The 17,025-nt window shown below is 69.1% G+C and carries 17 protein-coding genes; 8 read left to right on the top strand and 9 right to left on the bottom strand.

Annotated elements, in window-relative coordinates; genetic code table 11:
- Positions 1 to 29 precede the first annotated feature (29 nt).
- Complete coding sequence (locus B2P18_RS10430; RefSeq protein ID WP_286958392.1) at positions 30 to 308, bottom strand: acyl-CoA synthase; 279 nt, start codon at positions 306 to 308, stop codon at positions 30 to 32.
- A gap of 172 nt (positions 309 to 480) precedes the next feature.
- On the opposite strand from B2P18_RS10430, the gene B2P18_RS10435 reads away from it, so the two are divergent.
- The 7 genes from B2P18_RS10435 (at position 481) to B2P18_RS10465 (ending at position 8,067) form a co-directional block, all read left to right on the top strand.
- A complete protein-coding gene (locus B2P18_RS10435; RefSeq protein ID WP_286958390.1) occupies positions 481 to 1,653 on the top strand; it encodes an amidohydrolase family protein in 1,173 nt (390 codons plus the stop codon).
- A 120-nt stretch (positions 1,654 to 1,773) separates the two neighbouring features.
- The gene (locus B2P18_RS10440; protein ID WP_286958389.1) at positions 1,774 to 2,742 is read left to right on the top strand and encodes a Rieske 2Fe-2S domain-containing protein; all 969 of its coding nucleotides are present in this window, start codon (positions 1,774 to 1,776) and stop codon (positions 2,740 to 2,742) included.
- Positions 2,739 to 3,809, top strand: coding sequence for a ferredoxin--NADP reductase (locus B2P18_RS10445; RefSeq protein WP_286958814.1), 1,071 nt, complete (start codon positions 2,739 to 2,741; stop codon positions 3,807 to 3,809). Before B2P18_RS10440 ends, B2P18_RS10445 begins: the two co-directional genes overlap by 4 nt.
- Before the next feature lie 119 nt (positions 3,810 to 3,928).
- Positions 3,929 to 5,104, top strand: a complete 1,176-nt coding sequence (locus B2P18_RS10450) for a thiolase family protein (RefSeq protein ID WP_286958819.1) — start codon at positions 3,929 to 3,931, stop codon at positions 5,102 to 5,104.
- The gene (locus B2P18_RS10455) at positions 5,101 to 5,901 is read left to right on the top strand and encodes a crotonase/enoyl-CoA hydratase family protein (RefSeq protein ID WP_286958824.1); all 801 of its coding nucleotides are present in this window, start codon (positions 5,101 to 5,103) and stop codon (positions 5,899 to 5,901) included. The genes B2P18_RS10450 and B2P18_RS10455 overlap by 4 nt, the downstream gene beginning before the upstream one ends.
- A gap of 4 nt (positions 5,902 to 5,905) precedes the next feature.
- Positions 5,906 to 7,042 (top strand): acyl-CoA dehydrogenase family protein, encoded by a 1,137-nt coding sequence (locus B2P18_RS10460; RefSeq protein WP_286958385.1) that lies wholly within the window; start codon positions 5,906 to 5,908, stop codon positions 7,040 to 7,042.
- Complete coding sequence (locus B2P18_RS10465; RefSeq protein ID WP_286958384.1) at positions 7,039 to 8,067, top strand: acyl-CoA dehydrogenase family protein; 1,029 nt, start codon at positions 7,039 to 7,041, stop codon at positions 8,065 to 8,067. Before B2P18_RS10460 ends, B2P18_RS10465 begins: the two co-directional genes overlap by 4 nt.
- Before the next feature lie 16 nt (positions 8,068 to 8,083).
- Here B2P18_RS10465 and B2P18_RS10470 read toward each other — a convergent pair whose 3' ends face one another.
- From B2P18_RS10470 to B2P18_RS10505, 8 genes are all read right to left on the bottom strand, one after another.
- Positions 8,084 to 8,299, bottom strand: a complete 216-nt coding sequence (locus tag B2P18_RS10470; RefSeq protein WP_286958383.1) for a hypothetical protein — start codon at positions 8,297 to 8,299, stop codon at positions 8,084 to 8,086.
- A 146-nt stretch (positions 8,300 to 8,445) separates the two neighbouring features.
- On the bottom strand, positions 8,446 to 9,255 hold the full coding sequence (locus B2P18_RS10475; protein ID WP_286958847.1) for an enoyl-CoA hydratase/isomerase family protein: 810 nt from the start codon (positions 9,253 to 9,255) through the stop codon (positions 8,446 to 8,448).
- The gene (locus tag B2P18_RS10480) at positions 9,248 to 10,474 is read right to left on the bottom strand and encodes a cytochrome P450 (RefSeq protein WP_286958858.1); all 1,227 of its coding nucleotides are present in this window, start codon (positions 10,472 to 10,474) and stop codon (positions 9,248 to 9,250) included. The genes B2P18_RS10475 and B2P18_RS10480 overlap by 8 nt, the downstream gene beginning before the upstream one ends.
- Before the next feature lie 44 nt (positions 10,475 to 10,518).
- Complete coding sequence (locus B2P18_RS10485; protein ID WP_286958379.1) at positions 10,519 to 11,139, bottom strand: VOC family protein; 621 nt, start codon at positions 11,137 to 11,139, stop codon at positions 10,519 to 10,521.
- A gap of 45 nt (positions 11,140 to 11,184) precedes the next feature.
- On the bottom strand, positions 11,185 to 12,213 hold the full coding sequence (locus B2P18_RS10490; RefSeq protein ID WP_286958378.1) for an MDR family oxidoreductase: 1,029 nt from the start codon (positions 12,211 to 12,213) through the stop codon (positions 11,185 to 11,187).
- On the bottom strand, positions 12,210 to 13,904 hold the full coding sequence (locus B2P18_RS10495) for an FAD-dependent monooxygenase (protein WP_286958377.1): 1,695 nt from the start codon (positions 13,902 to 13,904) through the stop codon (positions 12,210 to 12,212). Before B2P18_RS10495 ends, B2P18_RS10490 begins: the two co-directional genes overlap by 4 nt.
- Positions 13,901 to 15,106, bottom strand: coding sequence for a CaiB/BaiF CoA transferase family protein (locus tag B2P18_RS10500; protein WP_286958376.1), 1,206 nt, complete (start codon positions 15,104 to 15,106; stop codon positions 13,901 to 13,903). The genes B2P18_RS10495 and B2P18_RS10500 overlap by 4 nt, the downstream gene beginning before the upstream one ends.
- A complete protein-coding gene (locus B2P18_RS10505; protein ID WP_286958374.1) occupies positions 15,103 to 15,984 on the bottom strand; it encodes an enoyl-CoA hydratase/isomerase family protein in 882 nt (293 codons plus the stop codon). Before B2P18_RS10505 ends, B2P18_RS10500 begins: the two co-directional genes overlap by 4 nt.
- Positions 15,985 to 16,123: 139 nt before the next feature.
- Here B2P18_RS10505 and B2P18_RS10510 point away from each other — a divergent pair, with 139 nt between their 5' ends.
- On the top strand, positions 16,124 to 17,017 hold the full coding sequence (locus tag B2P18_RS10510) for a LysR family transcriptional regulator (protein ID WP_286958873.1): 894 nt from the start codon (positions 16,124 to 16,126) through the stop codon (positions 17,015 to 17,017).
- Positions 17,018 to 17,025: the final 8 nt, after the last annotated feature.

Below are 17,025 nucleotides of genomic sequence, written 5' to 3' on the forward strand. Positions count from 1 at the left end.
CGGCGCACGGTGCGCCTGGGACCGACTCGTCAGGTGTTGCGCCGAGGGGTGCCCCGGTAACCGAAGAACTTCTCGAAGTTGTCGTCGTTGATGCGGCTGCGACTGTTGCGCTCCGCTGCGTCGACCAAGGCGTCCAGGCGACGCCGTGCTCCCGACGCATCCCCTCCTGTCGCCTCGAGCTCTGCGACCAGGGCGCGCTGAGTGCGCACCTCCTCGTGGATGCGGACCTTGACCTCCCCATAGGTCAGCAGGTCGTGGTCGTCCTCGTCCTCACGCTCCGGCATGGGTCCGTCGAAGGTGTTGCTCATGGCGGTCGGCTCCTCTCACCACATTGGCGATCTCGTCAGAACTGTAGTCGTGAGTCGCCCCGTTTGACCAGAACCATTCGCGGACAAAACGCACGTCGCTGGGGTGACAGTTTCGTCAACTGGGGATATCGTCGGAGGAGCGAGCACCGTCCAGGGAGCAAGGGAGCTTCGAATGCCGCTTCAGGAACAGCACCAGATCATCTCGGTCGACGACCACCTCATCGAGCACCCTCGGGTGTGGCAGGACCGACTGTCCAAGGCCGACCAGGAGAAGGGGCCGCGGATCGTCGAGAAGGACGGCAAGCACCTCTGGCACTACGACGGCCTGGTCGCACCCACCATCGGCCTGAACGCCGTGGCAGGGAAGCCCGTCGAGGAGTGGGGAATGGACCCCGTCCGCTACGAGGACATGATCCCCGGGTGCTACGACCCGATCGAGCGGCTCAAGGACATGGATGCCGACGGGGTCGAGGCCACCTTGGCCTTCCCGTCCTTCCCGGGTTTCGGCGGTGGCGTCTTCCACCGGGCCCCCGACAAGGACCTCGCGCTCAAGTGCGTGAAGGCCTGGAACGACTTCAACGTCGAGGAGTGGTGCGCCACCGACCCCGCCCGGCTGATCCCCATGGCGATCCTGCCGACGTGGGACGTCGAGCTGTGCGCGGCCGAGGTTCGTCGCGCCGCCGCCATGGGTAGTCGCACGGTGACCTTCCCCGACAGCCCGGTGCCGCTGGGGCTGCCCAGCTTCCACAACGCGTACTGGAACCCGCTGTGGGAAGCGTGCTCGGAGACGGAGATGCCCATCTCCTTGCACTTCGGCTCCAGCGCCTACGTGCCCGGCTTCTCGTTCATGAAGACCGAGGCCACCAACAACATGGCCCTGCCGGAGGCGCCGTTCGCCGTCGCCATCACACTCTTCTCGTCCAACTTGATGTGGTCGGCGGTCGACCTCATGTTCTCCGGCATCCTCCAGAAGTATCCGAAGCTGCAGTTCTCCCTCGCCGAGGGTGGGATCGGCTGGATCCCCTACATCCTCGAGCGTGCTGATTTCGTGTGGTCCCGGCACCGCTACTACATGAAGAACATCGACTTCGACACACCGCCGTCCGAGCTCTTCCGCAAGCACTTCTGGGGCTGCTTCATCGACGACGAGTTCGGCGTCGAGAACCGCCACAAGGTCGGGGTCGACCGGATCATGCTCGAGATCGACTACCCGCACTCCGACTCGAACTGGCCGAACAGCCGCAAGCGCGCTGCCGAGGTCTTGGCCGACGTGCCCGACGACGAGGTCGCGAAGATCACCGAGACGAACGCCCGCACCATGCTGCACTTCCCCCGGGTCGGCTGAGCTCTCCCACCACTTCGGCCCGGTCCGTTGGCGCCCGCTGCGGACCGGGCCGAACTCACGCGCATCAGCACCACCTCGCACCCGTCACGAAAGCAGGTCCGAACGCGCATGCCACGTGCCATGAAGCCGACCGGGTGGTTCCAGGTGGCCTGGTCCTCGGACCTAGCCACCGGTCAGATCGTGCCGCTCTCCTACTTCGGCAGCGAGCTGGTCGCCTTCCGGGGTCGCGACGGCAGGGTGAACGTGCTCGACGCCCACTGCCAGCACCTGGGCGCCAACCTCAGCCGCGGTTGTATCGTCGACCAGGGCATCCAGTGCCCCTTCCACGGCTGGGTCTGGGACGGGAACGGGCGCAACGTCGAGATTCCCTACGAGGCCAGGCCCAATCGTGTGCGACGGGTCCGCAGCTGGCCGGTCACCGAGCGCAACGACAGCATCTACGTCTGGCACGACGTGGCGTCGCGCCCACCCCAGTGGGAGGTACCCGAGGCATTCAGCACCCTGGGGCAGATCTTCGAGGCGGCGGACTACTACCCGCTGACGGACGCGGCCCGAGTGCGTCACCCCGGGATCCACGTCCATCCGCAGGTGATCGCGGAGAACGCCGTCGACCCTCACCACTTCCGGTTCGTCCACCACACGCCCCACAGCCCCGTCGTCCTGCGAGAGGCCCAGGAGGCGGAGGAGTGGCGCGCCAAGGTGGGGTTCGGCCGTCGGTGGGCCGATGCGGTTGACATGCCCGACGAGACGTCGAGCACCATCGAGATCGTGTGGTCCGGTCTGGGAACGTCCTTCAGCGGCGAGCACACCCGGGACGGGCTCCGCGTGATCGCCATCTGCGCCACCCCCGTCGACGCCACGACCTCCGACATCTTCGGGACGTACTGGATCTCGTCTGAGCACGGGAACGGCGACGAGCGACTCGGGCAGGCGAAGCTGGCCCTCCCCGACGACATCGCCGTGTGGGACACGCAGAGATACCTGGATCCTCCCGGCCTCTCGCCCTCGGAGGCCGCAGGTTTCCGCAAGCTGCGGACGTGGGCCGGCGGCTTCTATCCCGAAGCGGCAGAGCCGGCGGTGGCTACATGACACGGTCAGATCCCGACTCGGGGGTGTCGCAGGGCGGCCCCGCTCCGCGATCTGCCCGGCTGACCGTGCGGCAGGTCGTCCCCGAGACCGTTGACGCCGTCAGCCTCGTCTTCGACCGACCCGCCGACCCGCGGTTTACCCACCGGGCTGGGCAGTTCCTGACGCTGCGCCTGCCGAGCGGCCGCACAGGCTCGGTGGCCCGCTGCTACTCGTTGTCCAGCGCACCGCACGACCAGGAGCTGGCCGTGACGGTGAAGCGGACCCCTGGTGGCCTCGGCTCGAACTGGGTGTGCGACAACCTGACGCCTGGAGACACCATCGAGGTGCTGCCGCCCTCCGGCACCTTCGTGCCCGCCTCCGTGGACGACGACCTGCTCCTCGTCGGCGCGGGAAGCGGAATCACCCCCCTGATGTCGATCCTGCGGACGGCGCTCGAGCGCGGGACCGCGTCGGTGATCCTGTTCTACGCCAATCGCGACCAGGGTTCCGTGATCTTCGCTGATTCCCTCCGGGAGCTGACCGCTCGACATCCCGATCGACTTACCGTGATCCACTGGTTCAGCTCCGTCCAGGGACTGCCCACCGCGGCAGGGCTCCGCGATCTCCTCGAGCCCTACGGTGGCCACGACGCCTTCGTCTGTGGCCCCGAGCCGTTCATGGACACGGCCCATGCTGCGCTCGACGAGATCGGGCTGCCTCGCGACCGCATCCACACCGAGCGGTTCACCTCCCTGAGCGGGGACCCGTTCGACGAGCCCGAGGTCGATCGCGCGTCCGCCTCTCGCGATGAGGTCGACACATCTGGCCTGACCGTCTCCCTCGACGGGCAGACCCATTCGCTCGGGTGGCCCCGCTCCCTGTCCCTGGTCGACCTCCTCGTGGCTCACGACATCGACGTCCCCTACTCGTGCCGCGAGGGCGAGTGCGGATCATGCGTGTGCACCCTCGTCGATGGCTCCGTGGAGATGGCTCGTTGCGACACCCTCGATCCCGCCGACGTCGCCGACGGCTACATCCTCGGCTGTCAGTCCCGTCCCACCTCTGACCACGTGGTCATCGAGTTCTGACCGGGCGGCAGTCAGGGACCACGGACGGGCCCCTCCGACCTTGACGGGGCGGGCGACAGCAACTACATTCTTGACGAAAGCGTCAAATCACTCGCCACGAATCCAAGGAGCCGATGACCATGCCTGACGCAGTCATCCTCAGCGCTGTCCGCACCCCGATCGGGGTGGCCTTCAAGGGTTCCCTGGTGAACACTCCGGCGGAGGCGCTCGCCCAGCTCGTCGTGACCGAGGCGCTGGAGCGCTCCGGCCTGTCGGCTGCTGACGTGGACGACGTGGTCCTGGCCGAGTCGATGTATGGCGGCGGGGACCTGGCTCGCCACGCCGCCGTGGCCGCCGGCATGCCCCAGGTGCCGGGCCAGGCCGTCAACAGGCACTGCGCGGCCAGCCTCACCGCCATCGCCAACGCGGCCGGCAGCATCCGCTCCGGCATGGACAAGGTGGTCATCGCCGGTGGGGTGCAGTCGACCTCCCTGATGCCGCAGCTCACCTGGCGGGTGCCTGGCACGCAGGACACGGTCCAGGCGATGCCACCCACCTTCCCCTACACCGAGGACGTCAACGACGACGTCTCGATCAACGTGGGGTGGAACACCGCTCAGGAGGTGGGTCTGTCCCGCGAGGAGGTCGACGCCTGGGCAGCGCGCTCCCACCAGCGCGCCGTCGAGGCGATCGACAACGGCACGTTCCGCGACGAGGTCGTGCCGGTGCAGGTCCAGGGCCCAGACGGACTCCCCTTCACCTTCTCCACCGATGAAGGTCCCCGCCGTGGCAGCTCGGTGGACAAGCTCGCCACCCTCAAGCCGCTGCACCCTGAGATCGAGGGCTTCAGCGTGACGGCGGGCAACGCCAGCGGCATCAACGACGCGGCGGCCGCGATCGTCCTGGGGGACGCCGATCTGGCGGCCGCGCAGGGGCTCACCCCCCTCGGCACCGTGCGCGCCTGGGCCTCCATCGGGGTCGAGCCGGCCCGCACGGGCATGGGTGCCGTCGAGGTGATTCCCCTGGTGCTCGAGCGGGCCGGCCTCACGGTTGCAGACGTCGATCTCTGGGAGATCAACGAGGCCTTCGCCTCCGTCCCTCTCGCCGCCTGCCGCCTCTTGGACATCGACGAGGACAAGGTCAACATCTTCGGCAGCGGTTGCAGCCTCGGACACCCCGTCGCCGCCACGGGTGCTCGCATGATCACCACCCTCACGCACGAGCTGCGTCGCCGGGGGGGCGGCACCGGCGTCGCTGCCATGTGCGCGGGGGGCGGCCAGGGCGGCGCTGTCGTCGTCGAGGTCCCCGCTCCATGACCGAGCCGGTCCGGGTCGAACGGGACGGCCACGTCGAGACCTGGACGCTCAACCGTCCGCAGATCCGCAACCCGATCTCCGACGATGACATGATCGACGCCCTGGTGGCCTGTGCAGATCGGGCCAACGCTGACCGTGCGGTCCGCGCCGTGGTGCTGACCGGGGAGGGCAGCGCCTTCTCGGCGGGCGCCAACCTCAGCCAGGTCCGTAGCGACGAGGTCCCGTTCGGGGGGCCGCTCAGCCATGCTCGAGACGGTTACCGGCACGGCATACAGCGCATCCCGCTCGCTCTGCACGGGTGCGAGGTGCCGCTGATCGCCGCGGTCAACGGGCCGGCCATCGGCGCCGGCCTGGACCTCGCTCTGATGTGCGACGTCCGCATCGCCGCCGAGACCGCGACCTTCGCCGAGAGCTTCGTCCGCGTGGGGCTCATCCCCGGCGACGGAGGCGCGTGGCTCCTCCCCCGCGCCATAGGCATCGCCCGGGCCGCGGAGCTGACCCTCACCGGCGCCACGATCGACGCCTCCACGGCCCTCGAGTGGGGTCTGGTGTCTCGCGTGGTGCCCTCGAGCGAGCTGCTCGCCACGTCCCGGTCCGTCGCGGACCTGATCGCGGCCAACCCGCCGACGACCGTGAGGATGGCCAAGCGCCTGCTGCGGGAGCAGGGGCAGCAGACGCTGGCGGCTCACCTCGAGCTGGCCGCGGCACTACAACCTCTGGCCCAACGATCGGCGGACCACACCGAGGCCGTGGACGCGCTGCTGGGCAGACGCCCGCCGATGTTCACCGGGAAGTGATGACATGACCCAGACCCTTGTCCCACCGGGTGTCTCCGCGACAGCGGAGCTGACAGCCCTCCGGCACGAGGTGCGCGGATTCCTCGACGAGCAGCGGTTGGCCGGACGGTTCCGTCCAGGGATCGATGCGTGGATCACGGGGTGGGATCCTGGGTTCTCCCGCCAGCTGGCGTCCCGCGGATGGGTGGGCATGACGATCCCCACGGAGTACGGCGGGCACGGACGGACGTTCGTGGAACGGCTCGTCGTCACCGAGGAGCTGCTCGCGGCCGGGGCTCCCGTCGCCGCCCACTGGGTAGCCGACCGCCAGGCAGCCCCCAGCCTGCTCCGGTTCGGGAGCGAGGAGCAGAAACGGTTCTACCTCCCGCGGATCGCCGCGGGTGAGTGCTTCTTCGCGATCGGGATGAGCGAGCCAGACTCCGGCTCCGACCTCGCGAGCGTCCGCACCCGAGCCCGTCAGGTCGACGGGGGCTGGCGCGTCACGGGCACCAAGGTATGGACCTCGGGAGCCCACGCCTCCGAGGCGTTCTTCGTGCTCGCACGCACCAGCCCGCTCGACCCTGCACAGCGGCACCACGGCCTCAGCCAGCTCATCGTCGATCTGGGCTCCGACGGCCTGCAGGTCAGGCCGATCGTCTCCATGACCGGCGAGCACCACTTCAACGAGGTTCATCTCGAGGACGTCTTCGTCCCGGACGCACGGGTCCTCGGCGACATCGGGGCGGGGTGGCACCAGGTGACCTCCGAGCTCGCCTACGAGCGCAGCGGCCCTGAGCGCTTCCTCTGCGCGTTCCCGCTGTACGAGGTTCAGGTGGCGCGTGCCGCGACAGCCCCGGAGCAGTCGGCGGACCTGTCCGTCGGCCGATCGTTCGCTCGGCTGCGCGGGCTGCACCACATGTCGATGGCGGTGAACGCGGCCGTCGAGCGCGGTGACAAGGCCGACACCGCCGCTGCGGTCGTCAAGGTGCTGGGGACGACCTTCGAGGGCGACCTCATCGAGCAGGTGCACCTGTCCGGCGGTGTCGACCCCGACGATCCGCTCCTGGGCGCAGGCCTGCTCCAAAGACCAGGGTTCACCCTGCGTGGTGGCACCAACGAGGTCCTTCGGGGCGTCATTGCACGAGGACTGGGGCTGCGATGAGCTCGATTCCGCGACAGGCCGATCCAGAGCTGGTGGGCCTGCTGGACGAGGTGCTCCGCGAGCATCGACCAGGACCCGACCATGACGTGTCCGGCCTCGATCGCACGCGGTGGAACCTGCTCGAGGGGCTGGGCCTGACCCTCCTGACCAGCGCCGAGGCGCGAGGCGGCTCGGGCGGCTCCTGGCACGACGCCGCGGCGCTGCACGAGGGGACGGCCGCGCACGGGATACACCTGCCCCTGGCCGAGCACGACCTGCTGGCCTCCTGGGCACTCGAGTCAGCGAGCCTGCCCCCTCTCCCTGGGATCGCCACCGTGGCCCTGCTCGACGGGTCAGGGGAGGCACGCGCCGTGCCCTGGGCCTCTCAGGCCGAGCACATCGTGCTGATCCACTCCGAGGCACACCACGGCGCTTCGGTGGAGGCCGTGCTTCCGGGCGAGGTGGAGATCGAGACGGGGACCAACCTCGCAGGTCTCCCGCGGGACACCGTGCGAGCCGGAGCCCCGGGGCCGACGGCCGTCGCCGTGTCCACAGACGTCGTCGCGGCGCTTCGTCATCGGGCCGCCCTCGTACGCGCCATACAGATGTGCGGAGCCATGGACGCAGCCGTCGCGGCCACCGTGCGGCACGTCGGCGAGCGCGTTCAGTTCGGTCGGTCCCTGGCGCAGTTCCAGGCTGTGCAGCACCGACTGGCCGACGCTGCAGCCGAGGCGGCGCTGGCCCGAGCCGCCACCTGGGCCGCCCTCGACGAGGCGGTCGAGACCGATTTCACCGGTGAGGGGCTGCCCGTATCCATCGCCGTGGCTCGATCCTGCGCCGGCCAGGCCGGCTCGGCCGTGGTCAGGGCGGCCCACCAGCTGCATGGCGCGATCGGCACCACGTGGGAGCACTCCTTGCGCCAGCTGACGATGCCGATCCTCGCCTGGACCAATGAGTACGGCACCGTCGCAGAGTCCGAGGACACGGTGACGCGCGCGGTCCTGGCCACCGGTGGTCACGTCTGGCCGCTCGTGACCCAGAGCTGAGTCTGCCTCGCTCCCCTCAGGGGCGCGGCTGGCCCACGACCGTCGCGACGAACGAGCGGTCCACGAACGTGGACTCGGGCATCGGGCGCTTGGCCTTGAGGGTCTTGGTCTCGATGTACAGCTCTTCGAGCCTGGTGGCAGCACCGACAGGAATATCCCAGTTGTACACCTGCCCGGGGACGGCCCTGAGCACGTCGACAGGAGTCTTCAGTCGTTCACTCAGCTTGTTCATGAACCCCGTGTCCTTCTGCCACTTCTCGTCACGCAAGTACGTGTTCGTCGTGCGGACATAGGCTCGGGTGAGCGCCAAGGCGACGTCAGATTTTTGACGACTCCTTGACCCGCCAGCGTCAGGTTGAAGCGCGGTTGGCAGGGGCCTCAGGCGCGGTGCTGTCGCTCCTCGAAGGCTCGTACGCGAGCCTTGTGGTCCTCGGAGAGGAGCAGGACGGTGTTCGCTACCCGGTCGAAGTCACGAGCGGTCCCGCGGTCGACCGACGCCGCCGTATCCACCGCGAGCTTGGCCAGCCCGACAGCATCGCCGGGGAGGTCGACGAGCTTGCGCATGAACGCGTCGACCTCCTCGTCGAAGGAATCCTTCGGGTGGACGGCGTGAACCAGGCCGATGGCCAGAGCCCGGTCGGCGTCGACGACCTCACCGGCCATGGTCAGCCACTTGGCCCAGTGAGGGCCGATCAGTCGGGTCACCCGACTGATCCCCCCCGACCCAGGGATGACGCCGAGGTTGGGCACCTCGGGCAACGCGAAGGTCGCCCGAGGTGTGGCCAGACGGAAGTCGCAGGACGAGCTCAGCTCGAGCCCCACCCCCCAGCACGGACCCTGGACGGCGACGACGACAGGCTTCTCGATCGCCTCCAGCTCGTCGAAGAGCAGATGAAGCCGGCGATAGCTACGACGAAGCCGACGGGTGTCGCGCCCATCGGTGTCGTCGCGGCCCGCCATCGTCTCGCCGATGTCCATGCCTGCGGAGAAGAACCTGCCCTCTGCCCTGATGAGGAGCGCCCGAAGGTCGTCGCGATCTCCGAGGTCCACTGCAGCCGATCGAAGCGCGTCGACCATCTCCTGGCTGACCGCGTTGAGCTTGGCATCCCTGGTGAAGGTGACCGTGAGGACCCCCTCCCGCTCGGTGCGGCGGAAGTCCGCGCCCTGGGATGAGAGGCGTTCACCCATGACGCGCCTCGGCGAGCTCAGCGTCGCCCTGAGGCGAGACCAGCAGCTGCTCCAGGTTGCGGAACACCAGGTTCGGCACGATGGCGAACGCCTGGTCCTCGACCAGCCGCAGCCTCGGCAGGCGCGAGACCAGCACTTCGAGCATGACCTTCATCTCGAGACGCGCGAGCGGCGCACCGAGGCACAGATGCACGCCCTTGCCGAAGGAGAGATGGGCCCTGGCGTCCTCCCGGGTGACGTCGAACACGTCCGGGTCGGGAAAGCGTGCCTCGTCGCGGTGCGCGGAAGCCAGGGTGAGCATGATGCCCGACCCGGCGGGAATGGTCACCCCGCCGATCTCGACATCCTCGAGGGCGATCCGGCGGTGTCCGAGGATGGGCGGGTCGTAGCGCAGCATCTCCTCGACCGCGCCTGGAATCAGGTCGGGATCGCCGACAAGGGCCGCCCACTGGTCCTGGTGACCCAGCAGGTACCGCATGCCACCACCAATGGCGGCGGTCGTGCTGTCATGACCGGCGAGAGCGAGCGCATAGACGATGCGGACCACGTCCAGGCGCGACATCTCCTCGTCCGGACGGCCGGCGGCATACGCCAGGAGCTCGGTCGTCATGTCGTCACCGGGCTGTCGCTCCCGCAAAGACACGTGGTCCTCGCAGTAGGTCCAGAACGCCAGGTTGGTCCGGGCGACGGCGACCTGCTCGTCCTCCGGGAGCCGACCATAGGTGAGCTGGACCCGACCCCGGCACCATCCCTTGACCATGTCCCAGTCCTGCTCGGGGAAACCCAGCAGGGAGAAGCCGGCATATCCCGGCAGAGGAACGGCCAGCCCACTCATGAGGTCAGCGACGGGCTCCGTGGAGAGCGCGGCGACGAGCTCCTCGGTGATCGAGCGCAGAACGGGTTCCATGGCAGCGACCCTGCGCGGCGTCAACCCCTTGAGGACGGCCTTGCGCATGAAGCCGTGGCGAGGGGGGTCAGCGTTGTTCAAGGTCGGCACGAGCGGTATCGCGCGCATGACTTCCTTGGCCGCCTCGCACGGCTGCCAGATGGGAGAGGAGGCATTCCCGGCGCTGTACGTACCCCGCGTGAGAAAGACTCGCTCGGCATCCGAGTACCTGGTGACGAAGTAGAGATCGACCTCGGGGACGTAGAACACCGGGGTCTCGCGCCGTTGCTGCGTCAGGTAGTCGAAAGGGACGCTGAGGAAGTCGGGGTCCATCAGGTCGACGTCATGAGCGACCGGGCAACGGCCAGTCCCCCCGGTCACGAGTCCGACTCCAGGGCGGTCGTGATCCGGTGCTTGAGCTCGATCTCGTCGAGCACCGAGGTGCCCTTGGCCCGAGCCCGGTCCTTGGCGTCCACCCACCGCTTCAGCGCCACGGCTGCTTCCGCCCCCTGGTTGTTCCAGTCGGGGTCGAGCGGTGTGGTGATCTCGAGCCGGATCCCGTTGATCGGGTCGTAGAAGTAGATGCTGTAGATGATGCCGTGGTTGACCGGCCCGACGACGTCGATGCCCTGGGCCGTGATGTGCGCGTGCCAGCGGTCGACGTCCTCGACCGACTCGGTGTGCAGCGCCAGGTGGTCGAAGGTGTCGTACGCCGGGTGGCTCGGCTTGGCCCGCGGCGGCAGCTCGGGGGCCTCGAAGAAGGCCAGCGTCGACCCGTCCCGCATCCGGAAGAAGATGTGGAAGTAGGGGAAGGGCTCGCCGGTGGAGGGCACGCGGTCGTCCATGACGGCCTGCACGAAGTCCATCTGCATCACCCGGGTGTAGAAGTCGACGGTGTCCTCGGCGCACGGCGTCACGTACGCCAGGTGGTTCAACATCGTCGGGGTGGTGGGCACGAGGGCTGGTGCCGAGGTGGCGACCGAGGTATGGGTGCTCATGGGTCTCTCCTTGCTCGTGGATGGATCGTTGGTGGGGCCGGTGGATCAGTCAGTGGAGGAGTCGGTCGTGCCGGACTCGGCGGCGATATCGATGACGACCCGGCCACGAATTCGGCCGGCGAGGATGTCCTCGGCCAGGGCGGGGACGGCGGAGAAGGGCTCCACGCGGGAGATCTCGGCCAGCGCGGGTGCCGGCAGGTCGGTCCCGAGACGTCGCCAAGCTTCGATCCGCACGGGCATGGGGGCCATGACCGAGTCGACACCGAGGAGGTTCACGCCGCGCAGGATGAAGGGCAGGATCGTCGTGGGCAGGTCGTTGCCGCTGGCGAGGCCGCACGCCGCCACCGACCCGCCATAGCGGATCTGGCTCAGGACGTTGGCCAGGGTCACTCCCGCGACCGTGTCCACCGCCGCCGCCCACCGCTCCGCCTGCAGGGGTTTGCCGGGCTCGGCGAGCTGGGCCCGGTCCACGATGGCCGCAGCACCGAGGGCACTCAGGTAGTCATGGGTCTCGCTGCGGCCGGTCACGGCCTCGACCTCGTAGCCCAGCTTGGCTAGGATGGCGACGGCCACGCTCCCGACACCACCCCCCGCTCCGGTGACCACCACGGGTCCGCCTCCTGGCACCACCCCGGCCTCCTCCAGCCGCAGGATGCACATCATCGCCGTCAGGCCCGCCGTCCCGATCCCCATCGCCTGCTCGGCCGTGAGCGTCTCGGGACGACGCACGAGCCATCCGGACTGCACCCGCTGACGAGCGGTGTAGGCCCCCTGCTCCGTCTCCGAGAGACCGTGCCCGGTGACGATCACGTCGTCACCGACCGACCAGTCGGGACTGTCGGAGGCCGCCACGGTGCCCGCCAGGTCGATGCCGCACACCATGGGGAGGCGGCGCGCGATCCGGCCCTTGCCGGTCACCGCCAGCCCGTCCTTGAAGTTCAACGACGAGTGGCTGATCTCCACGGTGACGTCGCCCGGGGGGAGGTCGGCCTCGGTCAGCTCCACGAGCGCGGCCGGGCCAGGCTCGCGGATCACATAGGCGGGCCAGCGTCGTGCAGGCTCGGTGCTGTTCATGCATGCTCCTTGGTGGGACGTGAGAGAGGCTGAGTGGTGCTGGGGCGACGGTCATCGACACGCGCGCCGCGCACCGTGTCGATGATGGCGGCGGCGTCGTCGAGGTCGGGCGCCACGTCACCGCGCCACGCGACGTGGCCATCCGGGCGCACGAGAACCAGCGCGCGCGAGTAGGCCCTCGCGACACTCGGTTCATCGATGTGGATGACCGTCAGAGGCACTCCCCCGGAGGCCGCGGCCACGACGAGTGCCCTGGCGTCGGGCGGCCTGGGCCCCAGCCTGAGCAGCACGAAACCCTCGCCGAACAGGTCCAGGGTCGACCGGCCGTCCTCGAGGTAAGCATGGGGGGCCCGGTGACCGGGGCGGTCGGTGGAGACGAACGTGCTCACCTCGTCCGGAGGTTCGGGTGTGCCGTCCGGCACGACGATGGGCGACCCCTCGTAGCGGAAGCCGAGGCCGACCCCCTGAGAGTTGAACTCGCCGTGCAGGGAGGTCACGAGCCGGTCCCCCACGGTGCGGCGGGCTGCATCGGCCTCGGCTCCCGATGCCAGGATCTGCGAGTAGTCGAGCGGCTCGACCCACTGCTCGTAGTTCCTGCTCGACAGCGTGCTGTTGCGAACGGCGACCGGCCGCCGCTCCTGCGTGTAGGCGTGCAGGAGCCCGGGACCACCCCATCCCTCGAGGCAGGCAGCCAGCATCCAACCGAGGTCGGAGACGTCGCCGAGGCCTGTGTTGAGGCCGTGACCGCCGGTGGGGGATGTGGTGTGGGCAGCGTCGCCGGCGAGCAGGACCCGCCCGTGGTCGAAGGTCCTGGCAGCGCACTGGCTCCGGCGCCAGGGCACCACCCCGAGGATGCGGAACGGGATCTCGTCGCTCCCGAGCGCCCGACGCACCTGGGCTGCTGCATCGATCGTGTCCAGGTCCGGCGCCTCGGAGAAGCCCAGCAGCGTGAACCTCCAGATCCGGTCGTAGTCCATCGACGTCGCGTTGGACCACGCGCCGTCTGGGCCCAGGAAGAGAAATCGTTCGGCCTTGCCATGAGAGTGGTGGCGCTCGAGCTCGTCGATCTCGACGACGACGGTCACGGAGTGGTCCAGCGTGCGTCCCTCGAAGGGGATGTGCATCAGCCGACGAACCGTGCTGCCGGCCCCGTCGCAGCCGACGAGGTAGTCAGCCCGAAGGCGCTCGTGGCGTCCGTCACCATCCACCACCTCGGCCACGACGTGGTCACCCAGGTCGACCACGTCGACCAAGCGGGTCTCGTGACGCAGGTCGACCAGACCGGTGGCCGTCGCTGCCGCCGCCAGCAGGGGGTCCAGGACGAACTGCGGGCACTTGCGCAGGATCTCAGGGCTGCCGGGCGACTCGCAGCGTTCGGCGGCCGAGGGCATCGCCGAGCGCCCCACGAGGTGGCCGCCGACGAGGCTGGTGAGGTAGACCGTGTCTCTGGGGTACTCGTCGTCACAACCCCAGCCGACGATCTGGTCTCGCAGTCCCCACCGGCGCATCAGCTCCATGGTTCGCTCGTTGAGGGTTCCCGCCTTGGCCGGCATCAGCGCGGACTGGGCCGTCCCCCGCTCGAGGACGACGGATCGGACCCCTCGCTGGGCGAGGTCCAGGGCCAGGGCCAGGCCGACAGGACCGGCGCCGACGACGAGGACGGGAGGACTGGTGCGGACGTCGGTCGTCATGAGCAGTGCTCCGCCGACGCCGCGGGACTCTCCAGCCGGGCGATGACCTCGGACGAGACACCCGCCTCGCGCAGCACCTCGACCGTGTGCTGCCCCAGCGAGGGGGCCGGTCGCGGGGCCGGGAAGCTCACGTCGGGCCAGCGGCTCGGGATGGCCATCTCACGCACCAGACCCTCGGTGGGATGCTCGGCCAGACGGAAGAAGCCGACCCTCTCCAGGTGCTCGTCGTAGATGGCCGACTCCAGGCTGTGGACCGGAGCAGCCGGGATGTCCGCCGCGTCGAACCGGGCGAGCCACTCCTGCGTCGTGCCCGTCGCCACCGCCTCCCCCACCTCGCGGTAGAGCGCCTCGGAGTGCTCGGTGCGGCTGCGCAGGGTCGCCACCCTGGGGTCCGTCGAGAACTCCTCGGAACGGCCCACGAGGTCGAAGAAGGAGCGCCAGTGTGCGTCGGTGTACACGATCGCCGTGATGTAGCCGTCCAGGGTCCGATAGGGGTGCCGAGCCGGGTTGAGCGTCCGTTGGTAGCCGGGCGGCCCGATCGGCGGCTCGAAGGTATGACCACCCATGTGATCGCCCAGGGTGAACTGCGCCATCGTCTCGTACATGGGGATGTCGATCTGCTGGCCGACCCCCGTCGAGGCGCGCTGGTGCACGGCGGCGAGCAGGGCGACGGCGGCGTGCAGCCCCACGGCACGGTCGTTGAAGGCCAGGGGCACGAAGTGCGGGTGGTCGGACCCGGTGCGAACGAGCATGTCGGGCACCGCGGTGAGCGACTGGATGAGATCGTCGTATGCCGGCCGGCCGGCGTACGGTCCGTCCTCCCCGAACCCGGTGAGCCCCACCCAGATCAAGCGGGCGTTCCGGGCTGACAGCGTGGCGTAGTCGATCCCCAGGCGGGCGAGGCCAGCGGGACGGACGTTGCTGATGAAGGCGTCGCACGAGTCGGCGAGCGTCAGGAAGGCGTCGCGACCGTCGGGCTCCCGCAGGTCCAGCACCACGGATCGCTTGTTGCGGTTCAGGTGCAGGAAGGTCGTGCCCATGTCGGGGTTGCGCATGGGCGGGATCTGCCGCGTCGTGTCCCCCGCCGGGGTCTCGACCTTGATCACGTCCGCGCCGTAGTCGGCGAGGACCTGGGTGGCGTAGGGGCCCATGACCACATTGGTCAGGTCGAGGATGCGTAGGCCGTCCAACGGAGTCGTCATGAGGTCTGCTCCCCTCCACCGTCACCAGCGACACTGTCCAACCAGCTCCCCCGCACCTGCTGCGCCGTCGCGGTCCTCAGGCCCCGCACCCCCTGGGCGGTGACGATGTCCTCGAACCGGCGACCGTCCGGAGCCGTGGCTGCGTGGCTCGCCGACTTGGTCAGGACGTCGACCGCGCGCCCCGCGACACGTCCCGCCGCCCTGCCGGCCGACTCCACCGCGGCGTCGATGGCGCGCTTGTTCAGCCGGAGCGAGGTGGGGGGCATCGTCGCGATGCGCTGCGCCAGGTCTAGAGCCCTTGTCAGGAGCATCTCGCGGGGGATCACGGCGAGAGCAAGACCGCACTCCACCGCCTGCTGGGCGCCGATCGTCTCCCCGGTGAAGATCAGGAACTTCGCCCAGGAGGCGCCGACCACGGCAGCCAGCTCGGCGCCGCCGGGATGTCCGAACCGGCCCTCGGGCAGGCCGAAGCGGGCATCGTCGCCAGCCAGCACGAGATCGGCCTGGACGATCATGCCGAGACCCGCGCCCAAGCAGCTGCCCTGGACCGCCACGACGACCGGCTTGCTCACCGCACGGACGCGAGCGTGGAAGTCGTCCACCTGGGTGACGAGCCAGAGGTCTCCGTCGATCCCCTCGGGCAGGGCCGCGCCGGTGAGGTCCCCGCCTCCGCAGAAGGCGTCCCCCTCGGCATGCAGGAGGATGCAGCCCACCGCGTCATCATGGTCTGCCACGAGCAGCGCCTGGAGGATCTCGGTGCGGCTGGACCCAGGACCTACGCCGAGCACGTTGCGTCTCTCGGGACGTGCCAGGACGATCTGGGCCACACCGGAGGCCACGGCGTACCGCACATGCTCGAACGTCCCCGGTAGTTCCATGGGCTTCACTCCTGCTCGGACGACCCTCGACGGGACGCGCCCGCCCAGCTGCTTCCCTCGAACCTAGGTCCGCGCAACGCATTAGTCCAACTGATATTATTGATTCAGCAGATCAACATCCCTGATGATTCGAGGGCGGATGCGGTTCACCTTGCGCCAGCTCGAGGTCTTCGACGCCGTGGCTCGCCATGGCAGCGTGACCCGAGCGGCCGACGAGCTGCACCTCACGCAGTCCGCGACCAGCATGGCGATCCACGCGCTCGATAAGGCGTTGGGCCGCACCCTGTTCCGGCGAGAGGGGCGTTCGCTCCAGCTCACCGAGCAGGGCCGCGCGCTCCAGCCGCGAGCCCGATCGATGCTGACGTCCGCCGGCGAGCTCGACCGAGAGGTCGCCGCGGACTCCGCTCGGGAGTCCCTTCTCGTCGGCGCGAGCCCCACTGTCGCCGACCACCTTCTCGGGGAGGTCCTGCTCTCCTTCATGGGCATGCACCCCCGGGTGCACGTGACCGTTGCGGCCCTCCCCTCTTTGGCGGTCATCGAGCGGATGGAGGAGATGTCCCTGGACGTGGGCCTGATCGAGATGGTGACCGCCCGTGGATCGTTGGCGCAGCAGCGATGGTTCAACGATCGTTTCGCCATCGTGTGCGCGCCTGGCCACCGGCTGACGGCATCGGCAGCGCTCAGTGCCACGGATCTAGCCAGCGAGTCATGGTGCCTCCAACCGCGGTTCTCCGACTCCCGCCGCCAGTTCACCTACGCCTTGTTGAGCCTGCTCGAGACCATCGACATCACTCTCGAGAGCGACAGCATCTCGCTCATCAAGGCCGCGGTGGCCGGAGGGGTCCTCCTGAGCTGCCTCCCACGGCCCAGCGTCGCACGTGAGCTCGAGTGCGGCAGCCTCGCCGAGCTCACGGTCTCCAACCTGGACCTGAAGATGCCCTTCAGCATCCTGACGCGCAGAGGCGTCCAGCTCTCCGCAGCCCAGTCGGACTTCGTCGCCTGCGCACTCGACCGGGCTCCGGCGACCCGGTGAGGCGACGG

Origin of the sequence: Arsenicicoccus sp. UBA2120, assembly GCF_002330965.1 — a bacterium.
Classification (GTDB): Bacteria; Actinomycetota; Actinomycetes; order Actinomycetales; family Dermatophilaceae; genus Arsenicicoccus; species Arsenicicoccus bolidensis.

Excerpts from the sequence above, each read along its gene's own strand:
- B2P18_RS10445 (WP_286958814.1), top strand. The coding sequence starts at position 2,739 with ATGACACGGTCAGATCCCGACTCGGGGGTGTCGCAGGGCGGCCCCGCT.
- B2P18_RS10510 (WP_286958873.1), top strand. The coding sequence starts at position 16,124 with ATGCGGTTCACCTTGCGCCAGCTCGAGGTCTTCGACGCCGTGGCTCGC.
- B2P18_RS10500 (WP_286958376.1), bottom strand. The coding sequence starts at position 15,106 with ATGACGACTCCGTTGGACGGCCTACGCATCCTCGACCTGACCAATGTG.
- B2P18_RS10440 (WP_286958389.1), top strand. The coding sequence starts at position 1,774 with ATGAAGCCGACCGGGTGGTTCCAGGTGGCCTGGTCCTCGGACCTAGCC.
- B2P18_RS10470 (WP_286958383.1), bottom strand. The coding sequence starts at position 8,299 with ATGAACAAGCTGAGTGAACGACTGAAGACTCCTGTCGACGTGCTCAGG.
- B2P18_RS10450 (WP_286958819.1), top strand. The coding sequence starts at position 3,929 with ATGCCTGACGCAGTCATCCTCAGCGCTGTCCGCACCCCGATCGGGGTG.
- B2P18_RS10465 (WP_286958384.1), top strand. The coding sequence starts at position 7,039 with ATGAGCTCGATTCCGCGACAGGCCGATCCAGAGCTGGTGGGCCTGCTG.
- B2P18_RS10430 (WP_286958392.1), bottom strand. The coding sequence starts at position 308 with ATGAGCAACACCTTCGACGGACCCATGCCGGAGCGTGAGGACGAGGAC.
- B2P18_RS10435 (WP_286958390.1), top strand. The coding sequence starts at position 481 with ATGCCGCTTCAGGAACAGCACCAGATCATCTCGGTCGACGACCACCTC.
- B2P18_RS10475 (WP_286958847.1), bottom strand. The coding sequence starts at position 9,255 with ATGGGTGAACGCCTCTCATCCCAGGGCGCGGACTTCCGCCGCACCGAG.
- B2P18_RS10505 (WP_286958374.1), bottom strand. The coding sequence starts at position 15,984 with ATGGAACTACCGGGGACGTTCGAGCATGTGCGGTACGCCGTGGCCTCC.
- B2P18_RS10495 (WP_286958377.1), bottom strand. The coding sequence starts at position 13,904 with ATGACGACCGACGTCCGCACCAGTCCTCCCGTCCTCGTCGTCGGCGCC.
- B2P18_RS10490 (WP_286958378.1), bottom strand. The coding sequence starts at position 12,213 with ATGAACAGCACCGAGCCTGCACGACGCTGGCCCGCCTATGTGATCCGC.
- B2P18_RS10485 (WP_286958379.1), bottom strand. The coding sequence starts at position 11,139 with ATGAGCACCCATACCTCGGTCGCCACCTCGGCACCAGCCCTCGTGCCC.
- B2P18_RS10480 (WP_286958858.1), bottom strand. The coding sequence starts at position 10,474 with ATGGACCCCGACTTCCTCAGCGTCCCTTTCGACTACCTGACGCAGCAA.
- B2P18_RS10455 (WP_286958824.1), top strand. The coding sequence starts at position 5,101 with ATGACCGAGCCGGTCCGGGTCGAACGGGACGGCCACGTCGAGACCTGG.
- B2P18_RS10460 (WP_286958385.1), top strand. The coding sequence starts at position 5,906 with ATGACCCAGACCCTTGTCCCACCGGGTGTCTCCGCGACAGCGGAGCTG.